This is a genomic window from Clostridium lundense DSM 17049, from assembly GCF_000619945.1.
Lineage (GTDB): Bacteria > Bacillota > Clostridia > Clostridiales > Clostridiaceae > Clostridium_AO > Clostridium_AO lundense.
The window spans coordinates 43,469-61,760 of record NZ_JHVC01000001.1; the positions used below are offsets into that span (position 1 = coordinate 43,469).

Annotated in this window: 19 protein-coding genes and 1 riboswitch; of the genes, 11 read left to right on the forward strand and 8 right to left on the reverse strand. The window is 28.4% G+C overall.

The annotated features are described in order from the left end of the window. The first annotated feature begins 11 nt into the window (after positions 1–11). Entirely contained in the window at positions 12–695 is a 684-nt protein-coding gene (locus tag T514_RS0100260; RefSeq protein WP_027622938.1) for an ABC transporter ATP-binding protein, read from the forward strand. Further along, positions 692–3,031 carry an ABC transporter permease gene (locus T514_RS0100265; RefSeq protein ID WP_027622939.1) on the forward strand — a complete coding sequence of 780 codons (2,340 nt, stop codon included), beginning with the start codon at positions 692–694 and terminating at the stop codon, positions 3,029–3,031. The genes T514_RS0100260 and T514_RS0100265 overlap by 4 nt, the downstream gene beginning before the upstream one ends. A 164-nt stretch (positions 3,032–3,195) precedes the next feature. Here T514_RS0100265 and T514_RS23525 read toward each other — a convergent pair whose 3' ends face one another. The 5 genes from T514_RS23525 to ribB all read right to left on the reverse strand — a co-directional run bounded on the left by T514_RS23525 (position 3,196) and on the right by ribB (position 6,862). Beyond that, positions 3,196–4,377, reverse strand: coding sequence for a zinc metalloprotease (locus T514_RS23525; RefSeq protein ID WP_051541654.1), 1,182 nt, complete (start codon positions 4,375–4,377; stop codon positions 3,196–3,198). 344 nt (positions 4,378–4,721) lie between these two features. After that, the gene (locus T514_RS0100275; RefSeq protein WP_027622940.1) at positions 4,722–5,027 is read right to left on the reverse strand and encodes a hypothetical protein; all 306 of its coding nucleotides are present in this window, start codon (positions 5,025–5,027) and stop codon (positions 4,722–4,724) included. Positions 5,028–5,182: 155 nt separating this feature from the next. Then, positions 5,183–5,683 (reverse strand): HTH domain-containing protein, encoded by a 501-nt coding sequence (locus tag T514_RS0100280; protein ID WP_051541656.1) that lies wholly within the window; start codon positions 5,681–5,683, stop codon positions 5,183–5,185. A 104-nt stretch (positions 5,684–5,787) separates the two neighbouring features. Beyond that, on the reverse strand, positions 5,788–6,054 hold the full coding sequence (locus T514_RS0100285) for a hypothetical protein (protein WP_027622942.1): 267 nt from the start codon (positions 6,052–6,054) through the stop codon (positions 5,788–5,790). 169 nt (positions 6,055–6,223) lie between these two features. After that, positions 6,224–6,862 (reverse strand): 3,4-dihydroxy-2-butanone-4-phosphate synthase, encoded by a 639-nt coding sequence (ribB, locus tag T514_RS0100290; protein WP_027622943.1) that lies wholly within the window; start codon positions 6,860–6,862, stop codon positions 6,224–6,226. 199 nt (positions 6,863–7,061) lie between these two features. Beyond that, positions 7,062–7,175: riboswitch (FMN riboswitch) on the reverse strand. 101 nt (positions 7,176–7,276) lie between these two features. Here ribB and T514_RS0100295 point away from each other — a divergent pair. From T514_RS0100295 to T514_RS0100310, 4 genes are all read left to right on the forward strand, one after another. Further along, positions 7,277–7,771: a helix-turn-helix domain-containing protein gene (locus T514_RS0100295; RefSeq protein ID WP_242850536.1), complete on the forward strand. Its 495-nt coding sequence runs from the start codon at positions 7,277–7,279 to the stop codon at positions 7,769–7,771. Positions 7,772–7,789: 18 nt separating this feature from the next. Then, positions 7,790–8,431: a hypothetical protein gene (locus T514_RS0100300; RefSeq protein ID WP_027622945.1), complete on the forward strand. Its 642-nt coding sequence runs from the start codon at positions 7,790–7,792 to the stop codon at positions 8,429–8,431. 140 nt (positions 8,432–8,571) lie between these two features. Beyond that, positions 8,572–8,760 carry a hypothetical protein gene (locus tag T514_RS26865; protein ID WP_169735786.1) on the forward strand — a complete coding sequence of 63 codons (189 nt, stop codon included), beginning with the start codon at positions 8,572–8,574 and terminating at the stop codon, positions 8,758–8,760. Between the two features lie 475 nt (positions 8,761–9,235). Further along, the gene (locus tag T514_RS0100310) at positions 9,236–9,616 is read left to right on the forward strand and encodes a helix-turn-helix domain-containing protein (RefSeq protein WP_027622947.1); all 381 of its coding nucleotides are present in this window, start codon (positions 9,236–9,238) and stop codon (positions 9,614–9,616) included. Between the two features lie 143 nt (positions 9,617–9,759). On the opposite strand, the gene T514_RS25470 is transcribed toward T514_RS0100310, so the two are convergent. Then, positions 9,760–10,200: an HTH domain-containing protein gene (locus T514_RS25470; protein WP_051541658.1), complete on the reverse strand. Its 441-nt coding sequence runs from the start codon at positions 10,198–10,200 to the stop codon at positions 9,760–9,762. Positions 10,201–10,519: 319 nt separating this feature from the next. Between T514_RS25470 and T514_RS0100320 the strand changes: the two genes are divergently transcribed. Beyond that, positions 10,520–11,539: a DmpA family aminopeptidase gene (locus T514_RS0100320; RefSeq protein WP_027622948.1), complete on the forward strand. Its 1,020-nt coding sequence runs from the start codon at positions 10,520–10,522 to the stop codon at positions 11,537–11,539. 87 nt (positions 11,540–11,626) lie between these two features. On the opposite strand, the gene T514_RS0100325 is transcribed toward T514_RS0100320, so the two are convergent. Both T514_RS0100325 and T514_RS0100330 read right to left on the reverse strand, forming a co-directional pair. Continuing rightward, a complete protein-coding gene (locus tag T514_RS0100325; RefSeq protein ID WP_027622949.1) occupies positions 11,627–12,928 on the reverse strand; it encodes a DUF4179 domain-containing protein in 1,302 nt (433 codons plus the stop codon). A 4-nt stretch (positions 12,929–12,932) separates the two neighbouring features. After that, positions 12,933–13,490, reverse strand: coding sequence for a sigma-70 family RNA polymerase sigma factor (locus tag T514_RS0100330; RefSeq protein ID WP_027622950.1), 558 nt, complete (start codon positions 13,488–13,490; stop codon positions 12,933–12,935). A gap of 211 nt (positions 13,491–13,701) precedes the next feature. Here T514_RS0100330 and T514_RS0100335 point away from each other — a divergent pair, with 211 nt between their 5' ends. The 4 genes from T514_RS0100335 (at position 13,702) to T514_RS0100350 (ending at position 18,188) form a co-directional block, all read left to right on the forward strand. After that, positions 13,702–14,388, forward strand: a complete 687-nt coding sequence (locus T514_RS0100335) for a response regulator transcription factor (RefSeq protein WP_027622951.1) — start codon at positions 13,702–13,704, stop codon at positions 14,386–14,388. 3 nt (positions 14,389–14,391) lie between these two features. Then, positions 14,392–15,366 carry a sensor histidine kinase gene (locus T514_RS23535; protein WP_034867793.1) on the forward strand — a complete coding sequence of 325 codons (975 nt, stop codon included), beginning with the start codon at positions 14,392–14,394 and terminating at the stop codon, positions 15,364–15,366. A gap of 187 nt (positions 15,367–15,553) precedes the next feature. After that, entirely contained in the window at positions 15,554–16,312 is a 759-nt protein-coding gene (locus tag T514_RS0100345; protein ID WP_027622952.1) for an ABC transporter ATP-binding protein, read from the forward strand. After that, entirely contained in the window at positions 16,299–18,188 is a 1,890-nt protein-coding gene (locus tag T514_RS0100350; protein ID WP_027622953.1) for an ABC transporter permease, read from the forward strand. The genes T514_RS0100345 and T514_RS0100350 overlap by 14 nt, the downstream gene beginning before the upstream one ends. The last annotated feature ends 104 nt before the right edge of the window (positions 18,189–18,292 follow it).

Genomic DNA, 18,292 nt, shown 5'->3' on the forward strand with positions numbered 1-18,292 from the left:
TGGAATGAAGAATGGATATACTAGAAGTAAAGAATTTAAGTAAAGTATATGGAAGTGGTGAAAATAAAGTTCAAGCTCTAAAAAATGTTTCATTTAAGGTTGCAAAAGGAGAATTTGTTGCTATAGTTGGAGAATCTGGATCGGGTAAAAGCACTTTGCTAAATGAAATTGGTGGATTAGATACTCCAACTTCAGGAAAAGTAATTATTGATGGAAGAGATATATTTTCTATGAATGAAAAGGACTTAACTATATTTAGGCGTAGAAATATAGGCTTTGTTTTTCAAGCTTTTAATTTAATTCCTGAATTAAATGTGGAGCAAAATATTATTTTTCCACTACTATTGGACTATAAAAAGCCGGATCAGCAATTTGTAGAAGAAATATTAGAAGTTTTGGGTTTAAAAGATAGAAGAAATCATTTGCCCAATCAGCTTTCTGGTGGACAGCAGCAAAGAGTAGCAATTGGCAGGGCTTTAATTGAAAATCCAATGCTTATTTTAGCAGATGAGCCTACAGGTAATCTGGACACTAAAAACAGTAATGATGTGGTTTCTCTTTTAAAATCTATGTCACGACGTTATCAACAGACTATTTTAATGATTACACATAATGTTAATATAGCTTCTGCAGCAGATCGAATTCTCCGTGTAACAGATGGGGAGCTTTCTGATCTTGGAGGTGCTATAAAATGACACACTACCTTCATTTGGTGAAAGAATATAATAAAGTGCATAAAAAAGAAAATAAAATGACACTTATAAGTATTATAATTTCTGTATTTCTTGTAACAACTGTTTTTGGTATGGCAGAAATGGAGATAAAAACTCAAAAGGCTAGCATGATTAATCAATATGGTAATTGGCATGTAATGATGAAAGATATAACAAATGAGCAGGCAGAGTTAATTTCTTCACGTCCAGAAATCGCTTGTTCAGGGTGGATTTTTACTATTAGTAAAAGTGGTAGTTATACTTTAAAAGGAAAACCAATATACCCAAATGCAGTTGACAAAGAAATGGCTAAGCAGTTTGGCATAAAAGTTCAGGAGGGGAATTATCCTACTAAGCCAAATGAAATGTTAATTAACATTTCAGCAAAAGAACGTCTCAAATTAACTATTGGTGACAGCATAATAATTAATACTCCTGATAAGAAAATAATTACACTTGAAATTTCAGGATTTTGTAATGATGTGTCAACCTTGCTCAAATATGATGGATATGGTTGTATTTTAACTCCGGAAGCTATGAAGGTTAATTTCCCGGAAAATAGTTTTCCAAAGAGATTTTATATTCAATTTAAACCTCATAAAAGTATGCAGAAAACCATAGATGATATTTCTAATGAAGTATCCATTAAAAAGGATAAAATACATGAAAACAAATATTTGATGGCGGTTCTAGGACAGACCAAGGATAGCTATGTAGTTCAATTATATACCACAGCAGGTTTTCTTTTTCTACTTATTTTAATTGCTGCAATTTTAATGATATCAAGTTCCTTTAATACAACAGTTATGAAGAGAATTAGATTTTTTGGACTTTTAAGGTGTATAGGGGCATCTAAAGACCAAGTAAAAAGATATGTACTTTATGAAGGGTTAAGATTTAGTTTTAAGGCAATTCCCATTGGTTTATTATCAGGCACAGTAACTGTTTGGATATTAAGTGCTTTTTTAAGAAATGTAAATCCAACTTATTTTAGCGAAATGCCTGTATTTAATGTAAGTTTAATTAGTTTAATATCAGGTGCAGGGGTAGGACTTTTGTCTGTTATTTTAGCATCTTTTTCTCCTAGTAAAAAAGCATCTAGAGTATCTCCTTTAAGTGCTATTAATGGAGAAATAAATGAATCCAATAATGGAATATATAAAAAGCCTGTAAATATAAAGAATAACAAAATTGATATTGCCCTAGGCATGTATCATGCTTATACAAGAAAAAAGAATTTGTTTTTGATGGTAGGATCTTTTTCTATAAGCATTGTTTTATTTCTGTGTTTTAGTGTGGGAATTGATTTTACGGATCAGGCTATTAAGCCGGCAAGACCTTGGACACCAGATTTATCTATTGTTAGTAAAGATAATACGCAATCTATTTCAAATGAAGTTATAAATAAAGTTGCAGCTAATCCGGATGTTAAGAGGGCATATGGGAGAGCTTTTTCTTATAACATTCCTGTTACTGTGGATGAATCTAAAGGAAAGATTGATCTTGTTTCCTATGAAAAGAACCAATTTAAATGGTCCACAGGGCAACTTGTAGATGGAGATATTAAGACAGTTTCAGAGGGGATTGGAAATGTATTGCTTGTGTATTCAAAGGATTTACCATGGAAAGTTGGGGATAAAATTAAAATTTCCACCACATCATATGGAACTAATACAGTTAATGTGGCAGGAATATTAGCTACAAGTCCTTTTGATAAACAGAAAGGTACTGAGACGGTTATATGCAATGAGGATACTTTTAAGAGAATTATAGGTAATGATCACTATACCATTATTGATATTCAGCTTAATAAAAATGCAAATGAAGAAAATGTAAAAGCTATTCGAAATTTAGCAAAAGGATATGTTTTTTCTGATCAGCGTAGTAGTAATGCGGAAGTCAAAGCAGTAAGATTTTCTTTTTCTGTTTTTATTTATGGATTCCTTGTGTGTATTGCATCTATAACTGTATTTAATATCATAAACAGTATGAATATGAGCATTTCAGCAAAGATGAAAGAATATGGCTGCATGAGAGCAATTGGTATGAGTACAGAACAGCTTAAAAGATTGATTACTGCTGAAGCTGCCACCTATACTGTTTGTGGATGTATTGTAGGATGCATAATAGGGCTGCCACTTCATAGATTTATCTTTATGCAAGCTATAAATGCAAAGTGGGGACTACCTTGGGCTATTCCTATTCATGAATTAATAGTTATAATTTTCTTAGTTATAATAGCAACCTATGTATCAATTATTGGGCCAATTAATAAAATAAAAAAGCTGGATATAGTTACAAACATTGCTGAGTATTAGAAAGTTTTTAAATATTTTTGTTTTATCAAGTGATTCTTAGACTCAGGTGGAGTTTGCTTATGAGGAATGCCTTTCTCCATCTGAGCATTAGAAGAACTTATCCAGGGGCGTATCAGCCGTTATGCACAGCATAAGAACTCTAAATCGCTAAAAGCTCAAGAGTTCTAATATCTCACACCTAAAGAGGATGGGAGTGTTACGGATGGTAGCCATCGGATAAACTCTATTATTTCAAGTTCACTTTCAACTTCAGCTTTGGCAGGATATGTTTTTTTAACTATATCAATTTCCTTCAATAGTTTATCTGCTTTTACATTGTCTTTTTCAACTATAACAGCGTAAGCATACATCAAACGCTTTCTTGTTATATAACAATCTGTTAGCTTTATATACTTTTTTAATTCTTTTGTGTATAATTTATCAATTATTTCTTTTCTACATTGACCTATTATTTCATAAAAAAGAAGCTCACAATTGATTTCATTTTGGAATAATTTAATTAGATTAGGTGCATTATTTAATAGAGTTTCATAACATTCTTTTGCTTTATCAAATTCTTTTTTATCATGATAATAAGTAGCTTCTAGACATTTTATGCTGCTGATTAACGAATGGTTTAAGTTAGCATTAGGTGGAAGCTCAAACCAACGAAGAGGCATGTCTTTTATTCGTATGCCTTGATAAAGAAGTCCATTTACTCTAAGTTGTATATAAAATGAGTGTCGTGAAAGTTTATCTTTTTTCATTGAAAGTATATTATGTCCATCATTAGAAATACCACTTACTTTCATGGGTATACCATTTACAATTACATCATAGATTCCGCTAATAGCGGTAAAAATTAAAAACATTGCTATTAATTTTGGCATAGGGAATACTATATATAAAATTATGCATAAGCAGGAGACTAAAAAATTCATTAATATACCACCTAAGTTATAAAGAATGTAGGGACAATCATATCCATTTCCTTCTGGTGGCATCATAAGACATTGTCCACCTGTTCCAGCAACTTTGAATTTCTTAAGTACTATGTTACCATCTTCTTTTACAAATGTTAGACTTCCAACTCTAAAAGATACAAATTCATATCCAGACCAAATTCCACAAATTAAATGACCTGCTTCATGCAAAATTAACTGAAGCATAAATGCAACCATAAGAAGAGCAATTAATAAAGGTATTGAAAAAATAATATCATTAAATGTATCCATATTATCAAAAATATGTTTGCCGAATATTGCCATAAATATACCGATTATAGCACCTATACACATAGATAATATAATACGTCCTGTTTTTGTAAAACAAATTTTAAATTTATTTTTTTGTAATTTCTTATTCATAAAGTCTATCTCCAATATATTAAATATTTATTTAATTTCATTACTATATTTATAAACCACCCAAAATATGACTTAAGATACTAGAGTGTCTAAAAATAGAAGTAATTATAATAGCACAGGGTAAAATCTTAAGACGCTGATCTTTGTTAATAGGTAAAATAAAGTATAGTAAAATTTATTTATATAATAATTATAACAGTATTTCCAATATGTTGTATATAAAGTCCAGCTTTCTTTAATTTATAATAAACTTCAAAATATAATTAAACAAGCATTATTTTACTTGTTAGGAGTGCCATATAAATAATTTAATAACCTATTCTTTTAGGTTAAATAATGCATATCTAATTATTAATATCATCATGTAAAAAGTTCATATTACAATATGGGCATGAAACTTCATCAACATTATTTTTAATATCAAATCTAATTGGCAACCTCTTTTTACATCTTGGGCATCTCCAAAACAAAAAAGATATTACTATAAAAATTATTAATAGTAATATACTTAGATATAGAAATACTTTAGATAAGGTTATTAAATAAACATAACTAGCTATTGTTGCTAAAATGCTTAGTGTTATAGAAATAAACAAACATTTCAAAGCTATTTTTCGATACTTTAAGACATCTCTTCGTTTACCTAACATAATAAACCTCCTCACAATATAGCATATATATTCTCATATAAGACTTCATTTTACTTATTTTATACATGGACTACATATAAATTAGGTAGTGTATAAGTTATTATTTTGTTTGTAACTTTTGACTTGTAAAATAAGAAAATTGTGAATTGATTTGGCTATCTTTTAAATAAATAATGCAAAAATAGACTTGCTACTGCTAATTTGTATTTTTTCTCGCAGGAAATAGAATTAGTATCATTCATAAAACTTTGCAAATCTTTCAACTCAAGTCCTGAATATATGGCTAAAGTTTCATAGTTAATTTCAAACACATGTATTAGCACATCTATGACTGCTTTAACTCGTTCATCTTCATTTATTGCCAATACTCCCTCAGATAACATGGAAATCATATTGCATAAATGCGCGGGGTTGGGAGCATTGGAATTATTCAAATTCTCTTTATTATTGTCTTTAGAATTTACAGTATCAGTAAAAAAATCATATAAATCGTTTTTTCCATCCATATAGTCTTTGAACCAAACATAATCTACTCCTAGCATTTTACTCAAGGATTTTAGTTCAATTTTATAGTTTTTCATCAAATTGTTTATATCTTTTCTTATACTATCTTCAATATCATTGAAGTTTGTAGAAACGATAGATTTGCTTTTCATTATAGTCTCCTTTCGCAATATATATAGTTTATTTCTATTGTGTACTTTTTTATAGTTTTCCGCTTATATAGTTATATACCATATAATTTTAAAAATTACGATTTTTAATGTGGATAAATCATTTCACCAGCGATCCACCATATAATTATTAACCCAACTAGAATAGGTATAAAATATAATACTCCTCTGTCTTTATTTTTAATTATTGAGACAATGCTAGTAAAAAAGCCTGCTAATCCTAAAGCTGCAATTAAAAATGTCATAACATGAATCTCAAATTGTATTTTAAGCCAAATTAAAATAATAAAAGAAATACTTAATCCAATTGACCATTTACCTAGAATACTTTTTGGTAAGAAAGGCATTTTCATATCCTTCATCTCCTATAAAAATATAGCATTTATCTAATTTTAGAATATTAATATATATAGTTTAAGTATATTTAAGTTATATTATTAGGAAGATTATATCATTATTAAAATTAGAGGACACTTTTTAGTGTCCTCAATTTTAGTCTAAACGTTTTTAAATTTTAATATATTACATATTTTGTTTATACTGAACAATATCTTCAATGGAAACAACAGTCATATTATGTTTTTTAGCAAAATTAACTATCTGTGGCAGGCGAGCCATGGTTCCATCTGGATTTGTAAGCTCGCATAAAATTCCTGCAGGTTTATATCCTGCTAAACTCATAAGATCAACAGTGCCTTCTGTATGGCCACGTCTGACTAAAACACCACCTGTACGTGCACGAAGAGGGAAGACATGACCAGGATGACATAGTTCTTCAGGTTTACAGTCATCCTTTACCGCAGTAAGAATTGTAGTAACTCTATCAGCAGCGGAAACCCCTGTAGTTACACCTTCTTCAGCCTCAATTGATATAGTAAATGCAGTTTCATACTTACATGTATTATCAGGAACCATTTGAGGTAAATTTAAATTTTTAACTTTTTCATCTGTTAGACAAAGGCAAACAATACCACTACATTCTCTAATTAACATAGCCATCTGAGGTATTGTAATGGTTTCAGCAGGAAAAATAAGATCTCCTTCATTTTCACGATTTTCATCATCAACAAGAAGTACTCCTTTTCCTTGTTTAAGATCATCCAATGCTTTTTCTATACGTTCTAAAGAATTACCAAACTGAGCTAATAGTGATTCATTCATTAAAATTTCCTCCAAATTATAATAAATTTTATATAAAGTATCTCAGTTTTTTATACTTATATGGATCCATTCGTTTATTTAACCAGTGGTTTTATTTTAAGCATTTTTCTTTAAATTGCACATAAAAAATCCCCTTAAGCAACCTTAAGGGGATTTGAAAATACAATAAATATACATAACAAAAAATACGTATAAGTGTATTCACCTTCTTTCATCCAGACTATACTGTCGGCTTCGGAATTTAACCGAATCTGCCTAATGGCTTGCGGGCTATACCGCCGATAGGGAATTTCACCCAACCCTGAAGGATACTTTATATAACTTTATTACCAATTTAACACTCTAATTTTCCTTTGTCAAGTAAATTAATGGATTGTATTGGATTATGTTCCATAATTTTAGAATTTTTCTTTAATGAACTACATGCAATTAAGAAATATTAGTTTGCAACCAGTAGTTTACAGTATTCAAGCAGTTGTTGGTAGTGTGCAACCATGCTTATATGGTACATTAACTTACAGAAAGGGAGGTGGAGGAATGGAAATATCCGAAAGATTACAGCAGCTTAGAAAACTTGCTAATTATTCACAAGAACAATTGGCGGATATGCTTGGCGTATCCAGACAGGCAATTTCAAAATGGGAAAGCGCACAGGCTAATCCTGATATAAACAATATTATAAAACTAAGTGATATTTACAATGTTAGTGCTGACTATATTTTGATGGGAAAAGAGTCTAACAGTGACTTAAATGAAGTCAAATGCAACATTGAAAAAAAAGCATATAATCATATCTCTAAAAAAGCATTATCAGTAATTGCAATAATAGGGTCAACTGCAATTATTACTATTTTATTTATTGTTGCATTAACTTCTATAGCTTTTTTTATTAGATGCAGGGTAATGTAATAGAAAGGAATGATATAAATGGTAAAACAAATAAAAAGTTTATTGATATTACTTATGATAGTTATTGCTACTTTTTTTGTAGCCTGTAGCGGACAAAAACAAGTTAACAATAAAAAAGAAATAACACAGGATACATCTATTGTCCACTCAACAAAAAATACATCACCAAAAGGTACTGTAGAAGCCGCTTTTGATGCTTTAACTTCGTTGAATACAAGAGAATTTAATGAATATATTAAATATAAAGATACTGTAAAAAATGGAATCATGTTTAAGAATAATGTATTGTTTGGTGATAATATTCATGGTGAAAGCAAAGATTACATGGAAATTATTGTATCAAAACTTTCTTATAAAATCCTTCATAGTGAAGAAAAGGAGAATACTGCAACAGTAAAAGTACAGATTACTAATCTTGATTTATCAGATATAGATAAGCGTATTGAGGAAGAGGCTCTTAAAGAAAACTCTAAAAATGAAGATAATTTGTTTACAAGTTTAATAAGAAGCACGGATAAAATGAAAAAGTATGATGTGACACTTTCACTTGAAAAAAGTGATGAGAGATGGAAAATTAACATGACTAAAGAATTTGCAAGAGCTATTTATGGTGATATGCCAAGTTTTATATATAATGTACTGCCATCAAGTGAGCTTTAACTTTAGCAGAAGATTTCATTAAACTAAAAAAATTACAGAAAAAGGATTATAAGGCGGTTTTGAAGTAAGGATCAAAGCCGCTTATAAGTTTAAGTGAAATCTTTTTGTAATTAAGCCATTGAAAAATTTATCATTAAAGTATGATAGAGATAAAACGAAAAAATAATTTTCAAGAATTTGCTAAAGGTGTCATTGAACAAATAATGAGTAATATGAAAATCCAACCTATCCAGCCATATTTCTCATTTTTTGAAATAGATAAAAAGACACTTCCTATTAGACACAAAGGAATACCTATGATAACTACGTTAAAAAAATTGCCAATATAAATACTATGAATTACTATTAAAAAAAAACCTATAAGACAAAGAATATTTAGTGTAAAAAAGAAATTTTCCACTTTTCTCATAATCTATTCTCCTTTTAAAAATTTTATATTTCTTTATTATTTTTTCATTGGTTAATTATTTTATAATCAATTTTTTTCTCTTACTTCATTGTAATACATTATTGATGGTATTGATTCTAAATTAAAGTAATTTAATATATTTTAAGTGTTATCAGTATATATTATACAATATTTTACAATATATAATATATGATTCTTTTTAAAAATAATTAATTTTATCTCATTGGATGATTTTACATGGTATGTTATAATTTTTTAGTATACTCTTTTATTATAAATTTAGATGTAGCTTAAGAAATATTGATTTGCAACTAGTACTTGACAGTATTTAATTGCTTGTTGACAGGTTGCAACTACGCTTATATATGACATTTATTTAAAAAGGAGGTAGGAAAGTGGAGATATCCGAAAGATTACAGCAGCTTAGAAAACTTGCTAATTATTCACAAGAACAATTGGCGGATACGCTTGGAGTATCCAGGCAGGCAATTTCAAAATGGGAAAGTGGACAATCTAATCCTGATATAAATAATGTTATAAAATTAAGTGGTATTTACAATGTAAGTACAGATTATATTTTAATAGGAAAAGAACCTAATAGTGAATCAATAGAAAACAAAACAGAAACTAAATGTGAAGTCCAAAAGAAAACATATAGTCCTATATCTAAAAAGGCATTATCAATAATTGCAATAATAGGGGCAACTGCAGTTATAGCTGTTTTATTTATTGCTGCATTAATTGCTATAGCTTTCTTTATTAAAGAAAGAAAATGAACATAGAAAATAGAGTAGGGTAGAGGTAGAGGGGGACAGTTAACAATTTGTTAAGTGATTTAGGAAAAAGTTGTTAACCGTCCCCTTGTTTGTTTTGGTAAATTAACACAACTCAGGAATTTACTACAAAATAATATTTTTTATTATAATTTAGGCTCAACAGCTTTAAATATAAATCTTAATGTCATGATCACGGATGCAAGCTTGTACTTTGTTTCGATTGGGACTTTACTACTATCATTCATGAAATCTAAAACATCCTGCTTTTGGATTTTTGCAAATTTGGCAATAGTGTCAACACTAATTTTATGTATATCAATTAGCACTTCTAAAAATGCCTTGAATTTAAAATCTGGTTCTTCATCTGGAATAATATTTAGCATTAGTAATAAATTCATAAAGGAACGGCATTTTTCAAATTCTGATGGCGCTTCAGCTTTGTGTTCCTTATAGTTTTTGACTACATCACTTTTTACTCCTAGTAAGTGTGATAGGCATTTAGTACTCATTCCGTAATTCTTTGTCAATATATCTAACATTTCTTCTATCTCATTATCACCAATCACATGAATTTCCTCTGACATATTATCACCTCAAAAATTCTTATTTTTAGCAAAATTCATATAAACAGCACAATACTCCTCGTAGGTAAAGTATAGCATAAATGTTATATGATTACACTGGAAGTTTAACTGACTGAGCCTTTTTATTGTTATAAAAATAGATTTGTATAAAAGTGTTAACAAATGTGTTGATGCAATACTGAGAAAAAATTATGAAATATATTATAAATAAAGATTATGAAAATGATAAAATAAACAATAAGGAAATAAATCTTGCTTGAATTTTAAATTTACAGGAATGATATAAGAAAACTATCAAATAAAAAATTGGGGTGATTGCATGAAAAGAATAAGAGATTATGGAATAAACATAGGTAAATTAAAAACTGGTAAAAATAATTTAATAACAGATGTTAGAGGAGTTAAAGTTGGACATGCTACATTGAAAGATGGAAATGTTAATACTGGAGTAACTTCTATAATACTACATGAAGGAAACATATTTAAAGAAAAGCTTTATGTTGCAGTTAATGTAATGAATGGTTTTGGAAAAACTATAGGAACAGTACAAATGGAGGAATTGGGGACAATTGAAACACCTATAGTATTAACAAATACTTTAAATGTAGGTAAGGTGGCTGATGCACTAGTTGAATATATGCTTTCTATAAATGAAGATATAGGATTAACCACTGGAACAATAAATCCTGTAGTTTGTGAATGTAATGATGGGTTTTTAAATGACATAAGAGGGAGGCATGTAGGAAAAAAAGAGGTTTTCAAAAGTTTAAATGAGGCCTCAGAAATCTTTGAAGAAGGAGCCGTTGGAGCAGGAACAGGCATGAGCTGCTTTGGATACAAAGGAGGTATTGGATCTTCTTCGAGAGTTTTTAATATTGGAGAAGAGGAATATACAATAGGGGCATTAGTTCTTTCAAATTTTGGGTTAAAAGATGATTTTGCCTTAACAAAAGAATCCAACGAGAAAATTACTATACCTGCAAAGTTAGAATTAGAAAAAGGTTCAATAATAGTTGTATTAGTAACAGATGCACCAATGTCAGATAGACAATTAAAAAGAGTTGCTAAAAGGGCATCTGTAGGCATAATAAGATTAGGGTCATTTATGGGCAATGGAAGTGGAGATATAATTATAGCTACAAGCACTGCAAATAAAATTAATCATTATGAAGACAAGCCTACAATAAATATAAAAGTAATAAATGAAAACTTTATTGATATGGTATTTAGGGCGGCGGCGGAATCTGTAGAAGAAGCAATTTTAAATTCCATGGTAACTGCTGAAAGTTTAGTAGGAAGGGATGGCAATACTAGAATATCTCTAAAAGAACAACTGTAAATATTGAAATACAAAGGGGCTGTCGCACTAAAAATAAATTCTACAATTATTGTGCGCAAATTCTCTAATGCGACAGCCCCTTGAATTTTATTTTAAATCAATATTAAATTTATCTTTTTCATTTAATTTATAGAATTCTTCAAATCTTAGAACACCTATTTTATATTTTTTGTTTTTAGATACTCCTTTGAAACATTTTTCAAATTCATGTTGATTAGAAGGATCTTTTTGATAACCTAAATCATTTTCACATTCAACAAATTTTCCCTTTTCATCAAGTAAACACAAAGATCTAGATTGAGTTATAGGAAATTTTCCTTCTGCTGTATATGAAATTTTAAGGGTATCATTATCCCAGCTAACATTTTTAACTATAAGTTTTCCAATGTTTCCAATTGGTAATTCTAGTGGTAATTTATCTATGTCATATGTTTTTGGGTTAGGTGTATAGTTATCATTGTAGTCAAATGGTATAAATGTTAGATATTTTGTATCTTTATTTATTAAACTATTATAATGCATTTCTCCTTCATACCCATTTGAAGAAGCTCCACTAGCTAGTATTTCATTTCCCTTATCATCTAATAAAAAGTAATGGTATTTTCCTACAGAACCATTGATTTCTATGGATGTAGATATAGGAGAGATACTTATTTTTTTAATAAGGACATTATCTTCCCCAATGCTTATAGTTTTATTTATTTTATAATCCTTAGTTTCTTCTTGGATATCATTTTTATTAACTTTAATATTGAAATTCCAAGTTCCTTCTAACTTGTCTATTGATACAACTTTAGCAGATAAATAGAATGTGCTTGGAATATGTTCTCTCATAGTATCTATGTCTAAAATTCCATCATATCTGTTATCATTAACTAATGCACCATTTCCACCACCGGCAAAGCCAAGCATTTTCCCATTTATTTTAAATTCCATAGTAGTTATATGTGGATTTTTAATCACTTCACTGATTTTTTTATCACTAATTATAGAATATGAAATTATTATTTTATTACCATCACTTACTATTTCATTAATTTTAAACTGGATACCTTTATCATAAGAGGATAAGTTAACATTTTTACTATATTTTTTATAGTCTGCATAATCACCTCTAAGAACCTGCATAGTTTGAATTATGGAATCTTGTATATTAGCGGCAAAGGTTGGATTGCTAAAGGCGAAAGCTCCTAAGCTTATTAATAATACTGCTGCTGCAGCATATTTTTTTCTTTTTTTAGTTCCCTTTAATTTTTTATCAATATTTTTTTTAATTCTTTTAGAAGTAATTTGGTCTAATTGAAAATCTTCATTATAATTTTCTTCTACATCAACATAATTTAATATATCATAAATGATGTCATCATCATGATTATTTATTTTATTCATTTAATTACCTCCCCATAATCTTCTGGCACTTACTTTTTAAAGTTTTTCTACCTCTAGATAATCTGCTATCAATAGAATTTCTAGACATATTAAGATGTCTTGCAATATCTACTATATTTTCATTTAAAAAATAACGCTTAATAAATATATTTCGGTCTATTTTGTTCATATCCATTATTGTTCTATATATTGTAGTCATTTCACCTTGTTGAATTATTTTATCTTCTATATTATCCTTCGATGTACTTATGCTTTCTTCTAATTCTATAGTTTGTTCCCATTTATTAAATTTTCTTAAATAGTCAATGGCTTTATATTTAGATACTGCTATAAGCCATTTATTAAAAGGGGTAACATCAGCATTATATTTTGATATGTTTTTCCAAACTGCTATGAAAACATCACTTACACATTCTTCAATGTCTTCCTTAGTAGCAACATCATTTAAAACATTTAACACAACTTTATAAACTAAATTTACATATTTAGAATATATATAGTCTAATGCTTTCTCATTTTTACACTTTAGTTCATGAATAAAATTATTTTCCGTTACTTTCATTTCCCATACCTCCTGAAGAGCTCTTCACTAAATAAGTACGAAGGTTTATTAAATTTCTGTCATAAAAGATAAAAAAACTTCAGTTAAAGCTAAGAATAATTCGATAATTAAAATAAGAAACTTATTTATTACCTATGAAAATGGGAAATCTATATTTAGCTAAAAATGTTGTATAATTAATATTAGCATATACAGAAAGGACAGTGAATTTATGTATAAGGTATTGATTGTTGAGGATGATAGTTCTATATGTGAGCTGCTAGCCAGTCATATAGAGAAGTATGGTATTGAATGTTTTGTATGTAATGATTTTGATAATGTGTTAGATGAATTTATAAAATTTGACCCTCATATTGTGTTAATGGATGTTAATTTACCTAAGTATGATGGATTTTATTGGTGTAGAAAGCTAAGACAAATATCAAAATGTCCTATTATATTTATTTCAGCAAGAAGTGGGGACATGGATCAAATACTTGCCATGGAAAATGGGGCAGATGATTATGTTACTAAGCCTTTTTCTTTTGAGGTTGTAGTTGCCAAGATAAATGCAAACTTAAGAAGAGTATATGGAGATTATGCTCAAAATGAAAATGATAGGGTTTTAAAAAAGGGAGATATAATATTTTATTTTGATAGTCTTATTCTTCAAAATGGAGACAAAAAGGTTATGCTTACAAAAAAAGAAGCAGTTTTAGTTACTACTTTACTAGAACATTCACCAAAAGTTCTAAGCCGTGAAAGTTTGCTTTCTAAACTTTGGGATGATGAAAGCTTTGTAGAAGAAAACACATTGAATGTAAATGTAGCAAGACTTCGTAAAAAGTTTGCTGAGATAGATGCTAAAGTAGAAATTGAAGCGGTACGAGGAATGGGATATCGCTTATTACAGGTGTAAAAGATGAAACTATTTTTAAAAGACAATTTAGGAATCATTATTTTATATATAATTAATTTTACTGCTTTAGTATTTTTTTATAACAAACTAGGTGGTTTTGAAGAAAATATGGCATATTTTGTTTTTTTAAGCCTATTTTTTCTTATGTGTTTTTTGGTATACAAATATATTTTAAACAAACAAATTTATGAAAAGCTTTCAGAAAAACCAGAGGGTATAGAAGATATGTTAACTATAGATCCACATTCTCCTTTAGAAGAAGCTTTTTTTAAAACTATGCAGGAATATATGAAGCTTCATAATAAAGATATGAATTCTATGAAAAATTCTCAAAAGGAATATAAAGTAATGTTAAATAATTGGGTTCATCAAATGAAAACTCCTGTGTCAGTTATAAATTTGCTTGCACAAAATAATTATGATAATGATGACTTTCAAAAGGTGGTACTAGAAACTAGAAGAATAGATTATAATCTTTCTCAAATACTAACATTTTTACGTATAGATGATTTTGCAAATGATATGAAAATAGAAAAGGTAAATTTAAAGGCTGTTGTTTTAGAAGTTATAAACGAGTTAAAGGAATTTTTTATTGCTCAATCAGTATTTCCAAAGCTATCAATACCACAGGATTTAAGCATTAATACAGATAAGAAATGGATAAAATATGCCATTTATCAAATTATAAATAATGCAATAAAATATAGCGAAAAAAATAAAACTGTTTATATTAATGGATTTGTAGAAGAAGATATGGTTGTGCTTGAAATTAGAAATAAAGGTATAGGCATTAAAAAAAGTGATATAAATAGAATTTTTGATTTATTTTTTACTGGTGATAATGGAAGAATCTTTGGTGAATCTACTGGAGTAGGATTATATATTGTTAAAAAGATATTGGATATATTAGATCATAAAATTAATGTTAAATCAGAACCAGGGGAGGAAACTGCATTTTATATATATTTTAAGCCTTGATATTTTTAAGGCTTTTTTCTTTTTATGTAATAGCTGTCATGCGAAGGGATAAGTTTTTTTCTTAAAGGGAAGAATTTTAAAAATTACTTCATTACAAAAATGTAATGAAAGTGAAATGTTAATGAATTGTTGAAATTGGCATTTCAAGGTAGTATTAACATATCAAAAGAAACAAAGGAGAATTGATATGAGTATATTAGAAGTAAAAAATCTTGAGAAAATTTATAGTGGAAAAATAAACTATACTGCATTAAATGGTATAAGTTTTGGATTAGAAAAGGGAGAATTTGTTGCTATAATGGGTCCATCTGGCAGCGGAAAGACTACTCTTTTAAATTGTGTATCTACAATTGATTCTCCTACAGGAGGGGAAATTATAATAAACAATAAAAAACCTCATGAGTTAAATGATGACAATCTTGCAAAGTTTAGAAGACAGGAGTTAGGATTTGTTTTTCAGGATTTTAATTTGGTAAATACTTTAACAGTAGAAGAAAATATTATTTTGCCTCTTACCCTTGATAGTGTTTCCAAAAGGGTTATGAAAGATAGATTAAAAACCTCATCTAATTTGTTGGGTATTGAAGAATTATTAAAAAAACGTACTTTTGAAATATCTGGTGGTCAGGCTCAAAGAGTAGCAATTGCTAGAAGTATAATCCATGAACCTTCTTTGTTACTTGCAGATGAGCCAACAGGTAATCTTGATTCTAAGGCAGTTAAGGATGTAATGGAGCTTTTTGTTTCAATTAATAAAAAACTTAATACTACTATTTTAATGGTTACTCATGATGCTTATGTTGCAAGCTTTTGTAATAGAGTAATTTTTATTAAGGACGGAAAATTATATAATGAAATTCATTCAGGAGATAATCAAAGTGAGTTTTATGGAAAGATTATTGATATGTTAAGCTTTCTAGGGGGTGGCAGAAGTGACATTAAATAGACTTGCACTAAACAATGTATTAAGGGATAAATGGACATATTTTGCTTATTTTTTAAGTAGTGTATTTTCAATATTTATATTCTTTTGTTTTTCAGTTTCAATGTTTCACCCTGATTTAAGTGTTATACAAAATGGTTCTACTCTTTCAATGGCAATGATGGCAGGAAGTATTATGGTTTATATTTTTTCATTTATGTTTATTTCTTATTCAATAAGAGCTTTTATGAAATCTCGTGAAAAAACCTTAGGACTTTTTATAATAATGGGAACATCAAAAAAGCAATTAAATAGAATGATATTCAAGGAAAATATGATCATTGGTATTGCAGCAATAATAACAGCAATCATATTTGGAATTGTACTTTCACCTTTATTTTTAATGATTGGCAAAAAAATAATGATGCTTGAAGGATTTGCAATGTATATGCCAATTAAAGCTATACTTTTAACCTTTGTAATGTTTTTTATATTGTTTTTTATTATTTCACTTATTTCTCCTATTTTTATCCGTAAAAATAAGGTTATAAATATGTTGAAGTCGGATAAAACAGATGAAAAAGACATGGTATTTTCACTTTTACTTATGACAATTGGATTATTAATCATTATAGCATTAGGATTTATATTTAATTTTTATAATAAGATTGCTTTAATAAAAGATTTTGTAGATTCTAGTGTAGGTGTTATGTTAATGTTTGTAGTTATTTTAGTTGTACTATATATTTTATACACACAGTTACCAATTTTAATAATAGAGGCTGTAAAAAAGGAAAGATTATATTTTAAGAGAACAAATATGATTATAATTGCTGACCTTAAGGGGAAGCTTCGTTCTAATGTAAAGACTATGTATCTTGTTACAATTTTATTTACAGGGGCTTTTTATGCAATTGTTATGCTTTATGCTGCAAATACAGATGTAGAGAGAGTAACAAAAGCTAGCTATCCTTATAGTTATACTTATGCTTCACTTAGCAATAATAATTATGAAAAACAGCATATAAATTTAATTAGGAATAGTATAAAGGATAAAGATGGTTACAAAGAGTACACATTTACAGTAAGGTATAAAGGACAAACTTATGGAAATGCGGTTGTAATGTCCCAAAGTGAATATAATGATGTGGTAAAAGCTGTTCATGGCAACCCAATTTCATTAAAGAATAATGAAATTTATATAGTAAGTGGTTCACCCAAAACTATGGCAAGTAGCGATATAAATGATGATGTAAAAGCTGTTTTAGAGGAACAGGGAATTACTCCAAAGGTAGTGGGAGTGAATGTGGAAAACATAACGCCAGAAGGTTATTTTGGTAAAATAAATGTACTAGATGATGAAATGGTAAAAGGCTTTGATACCATAAAAGTTTATGGATTTAATATTGATAATTGGAAAGAAGAAGGAGAAGTTACGGAAAACTTAAGGTCAAAGATAAAAGGTGATAATGAATATAAGTTTGGATTTTTTAGTGCTGAAGAACTTTTCGTAACAGAAAAAAACTCTAAAAATCTTATGTTTTATGTAGGATTTTTTATAAGTATAATTTTTGTAATAGCAGCATGCAGTATGATTTACTTTAAACTTTTCACAGAAATTGAAAAGGAAAGTGTGAAATTTAAAGGTATTATAAAGATTGGACTTTCTAAAAAGGAACTTTCAAAGGTTATAACTACAGAAATTTTTATTCTTATGTTTACTCCATTTTTATTGGCTATAGCTTTTCTTTTTGCTGGGGGATGGCCTTTTGGTAGTAAAATAAATTCATATTTCACTGTTGCAGTAGTGTGTTCCTTAGTTTTTCTTGTTATTCAAACTTTAGGATATATTATGGTAAGTTTAAAATATAAAAAAGCTATATTGAAAAAGGTTATTTAATATTTAAGTATTTTTAAGGGTAATATTTATTCAAATTTAACAATGGTTTGTTTAATTAAAGAGAGGAAAGATCATATGAAGAAATTAAATGCATTTCAAATTAA

Excerpts from the sequence above, each read along its gene's own strand:
- T514_RS0100260 (WP_027622938.1), top strand. The coding sequence starts at position 12 with ATGGATATACTAGAAGTAAAGAATTTAAGTAAAGTATATGGAAGTGGT.
- T514_RS0100265 (WP_027622939.1), top strand. The coding sequence starts at position 692 with ATGACACACTACCTTCATTTGGTGAAAGAATATAATAAAGTGCATAAA.
- T514_RS23525 (WP_051541654.1), bottom strand. The coding sequence starts at position 4,377 with ATGAATAAGAAATTACAAAAAAATAAATTTAAAATTTGTTTTACAAAA.
- T514_RS0100275 (WP_027622940.1), bottom strand. The coding sequence starts at position 5,027 with ATGTTAGGTAAACGAAGAGATGTCTTAAAGTATCGAAAAATAGCTTTG.
- T514_RS0100280 (WP_051541656.1), bottom strand. The coding sequence starts at position 5,683 with ATGAAAAGCAAATCTATCGTTTCTACAAACTTCAATGATATTGAAGAT.
- T514_RS0100285 (WP_027622942.1), bottom strand. The coding sequence starts at position 6,054 with ATGAAAATGCCTTTCTTACCAAAAAGTATTCTAGGTAAATGGTCAATT.
- ribB (WP_027622943.1), bottom strand. The coding sequence starts at position 6,862 with ATGAATGAATCACTATTAGCTCAGTTTGGTAATTCTTTAGAACGTATA.
- T514_RS0100295 (WP_242850536.1), top strand. The coding sequence starts at position 7,277 with ATGAACTACATGCAATTAAGAAATATTAGTTTGCAACCAGTAGTTTAC.
- T514_RS0100300 (WP_027622945.1), top strand. The coding sequence starts at position 7,790 with ATGGTAAAACAAATAAAAAGTTTATTGATATTACTTATGATAGTTATT.
- T514_RS26865 (WP_169735786.1), top strand. The coding sequence starts at position 8,572 with ATGATAGAGATAAAACGAAAAAATAATTTTCAAGAATTTGCTAAAGGT.
- T514_RS25470 (WP_051541658.1), bottom strand. The coding sequence starts at position 10,200 with ATGTCAGAGGAAATTCATGTGATTGGTGATAATGAGATAGAAGAAATG.
- T514_RS0100320 (WP_027622948.1), top strand. The coding sequence starts at position 10,520 with ATGAAAAGAATAAGAGATTATGGAATAAACATAGGTAAATTAAAAACT.
- T514_RS0100325 (WP_027622949.1), bottom strand. The coding sequence starts at position 12,928 with ATGAATAAAATAAATAATCATGATGATGACATCATTTATGATATATTA.
- T514_RS0100330 (WP_027622950.1), bottom strand. The coding sequence starts at position 13,490 with ATGAAAGTAACGGAAAATAATTTTATTCATGAACTAAAGTGTAAAAAT.
- T514_RS0100335 (WP_027622951.1), top strand. The coding sequence starts at position 13,702 with ATGTATAAGGTATTGATTGTTGAGGATGATAGTTCTATATGTGAGCTG.
- T514_RS23535 (WP_034867793.1), top strand. The coding sequence starts at position 14,392 with ATGAAACTATTTTTAAAAGACAATTTAGGAATCATTATTTTATATATA.
- T514_RS0100345 (WP_027622952.1), top strand. The coding sequence starts at position 15,554 with ATGAGTATATTAGAAGTAAAAAATCTTGAGAAAATTTATAGTGGAAAA.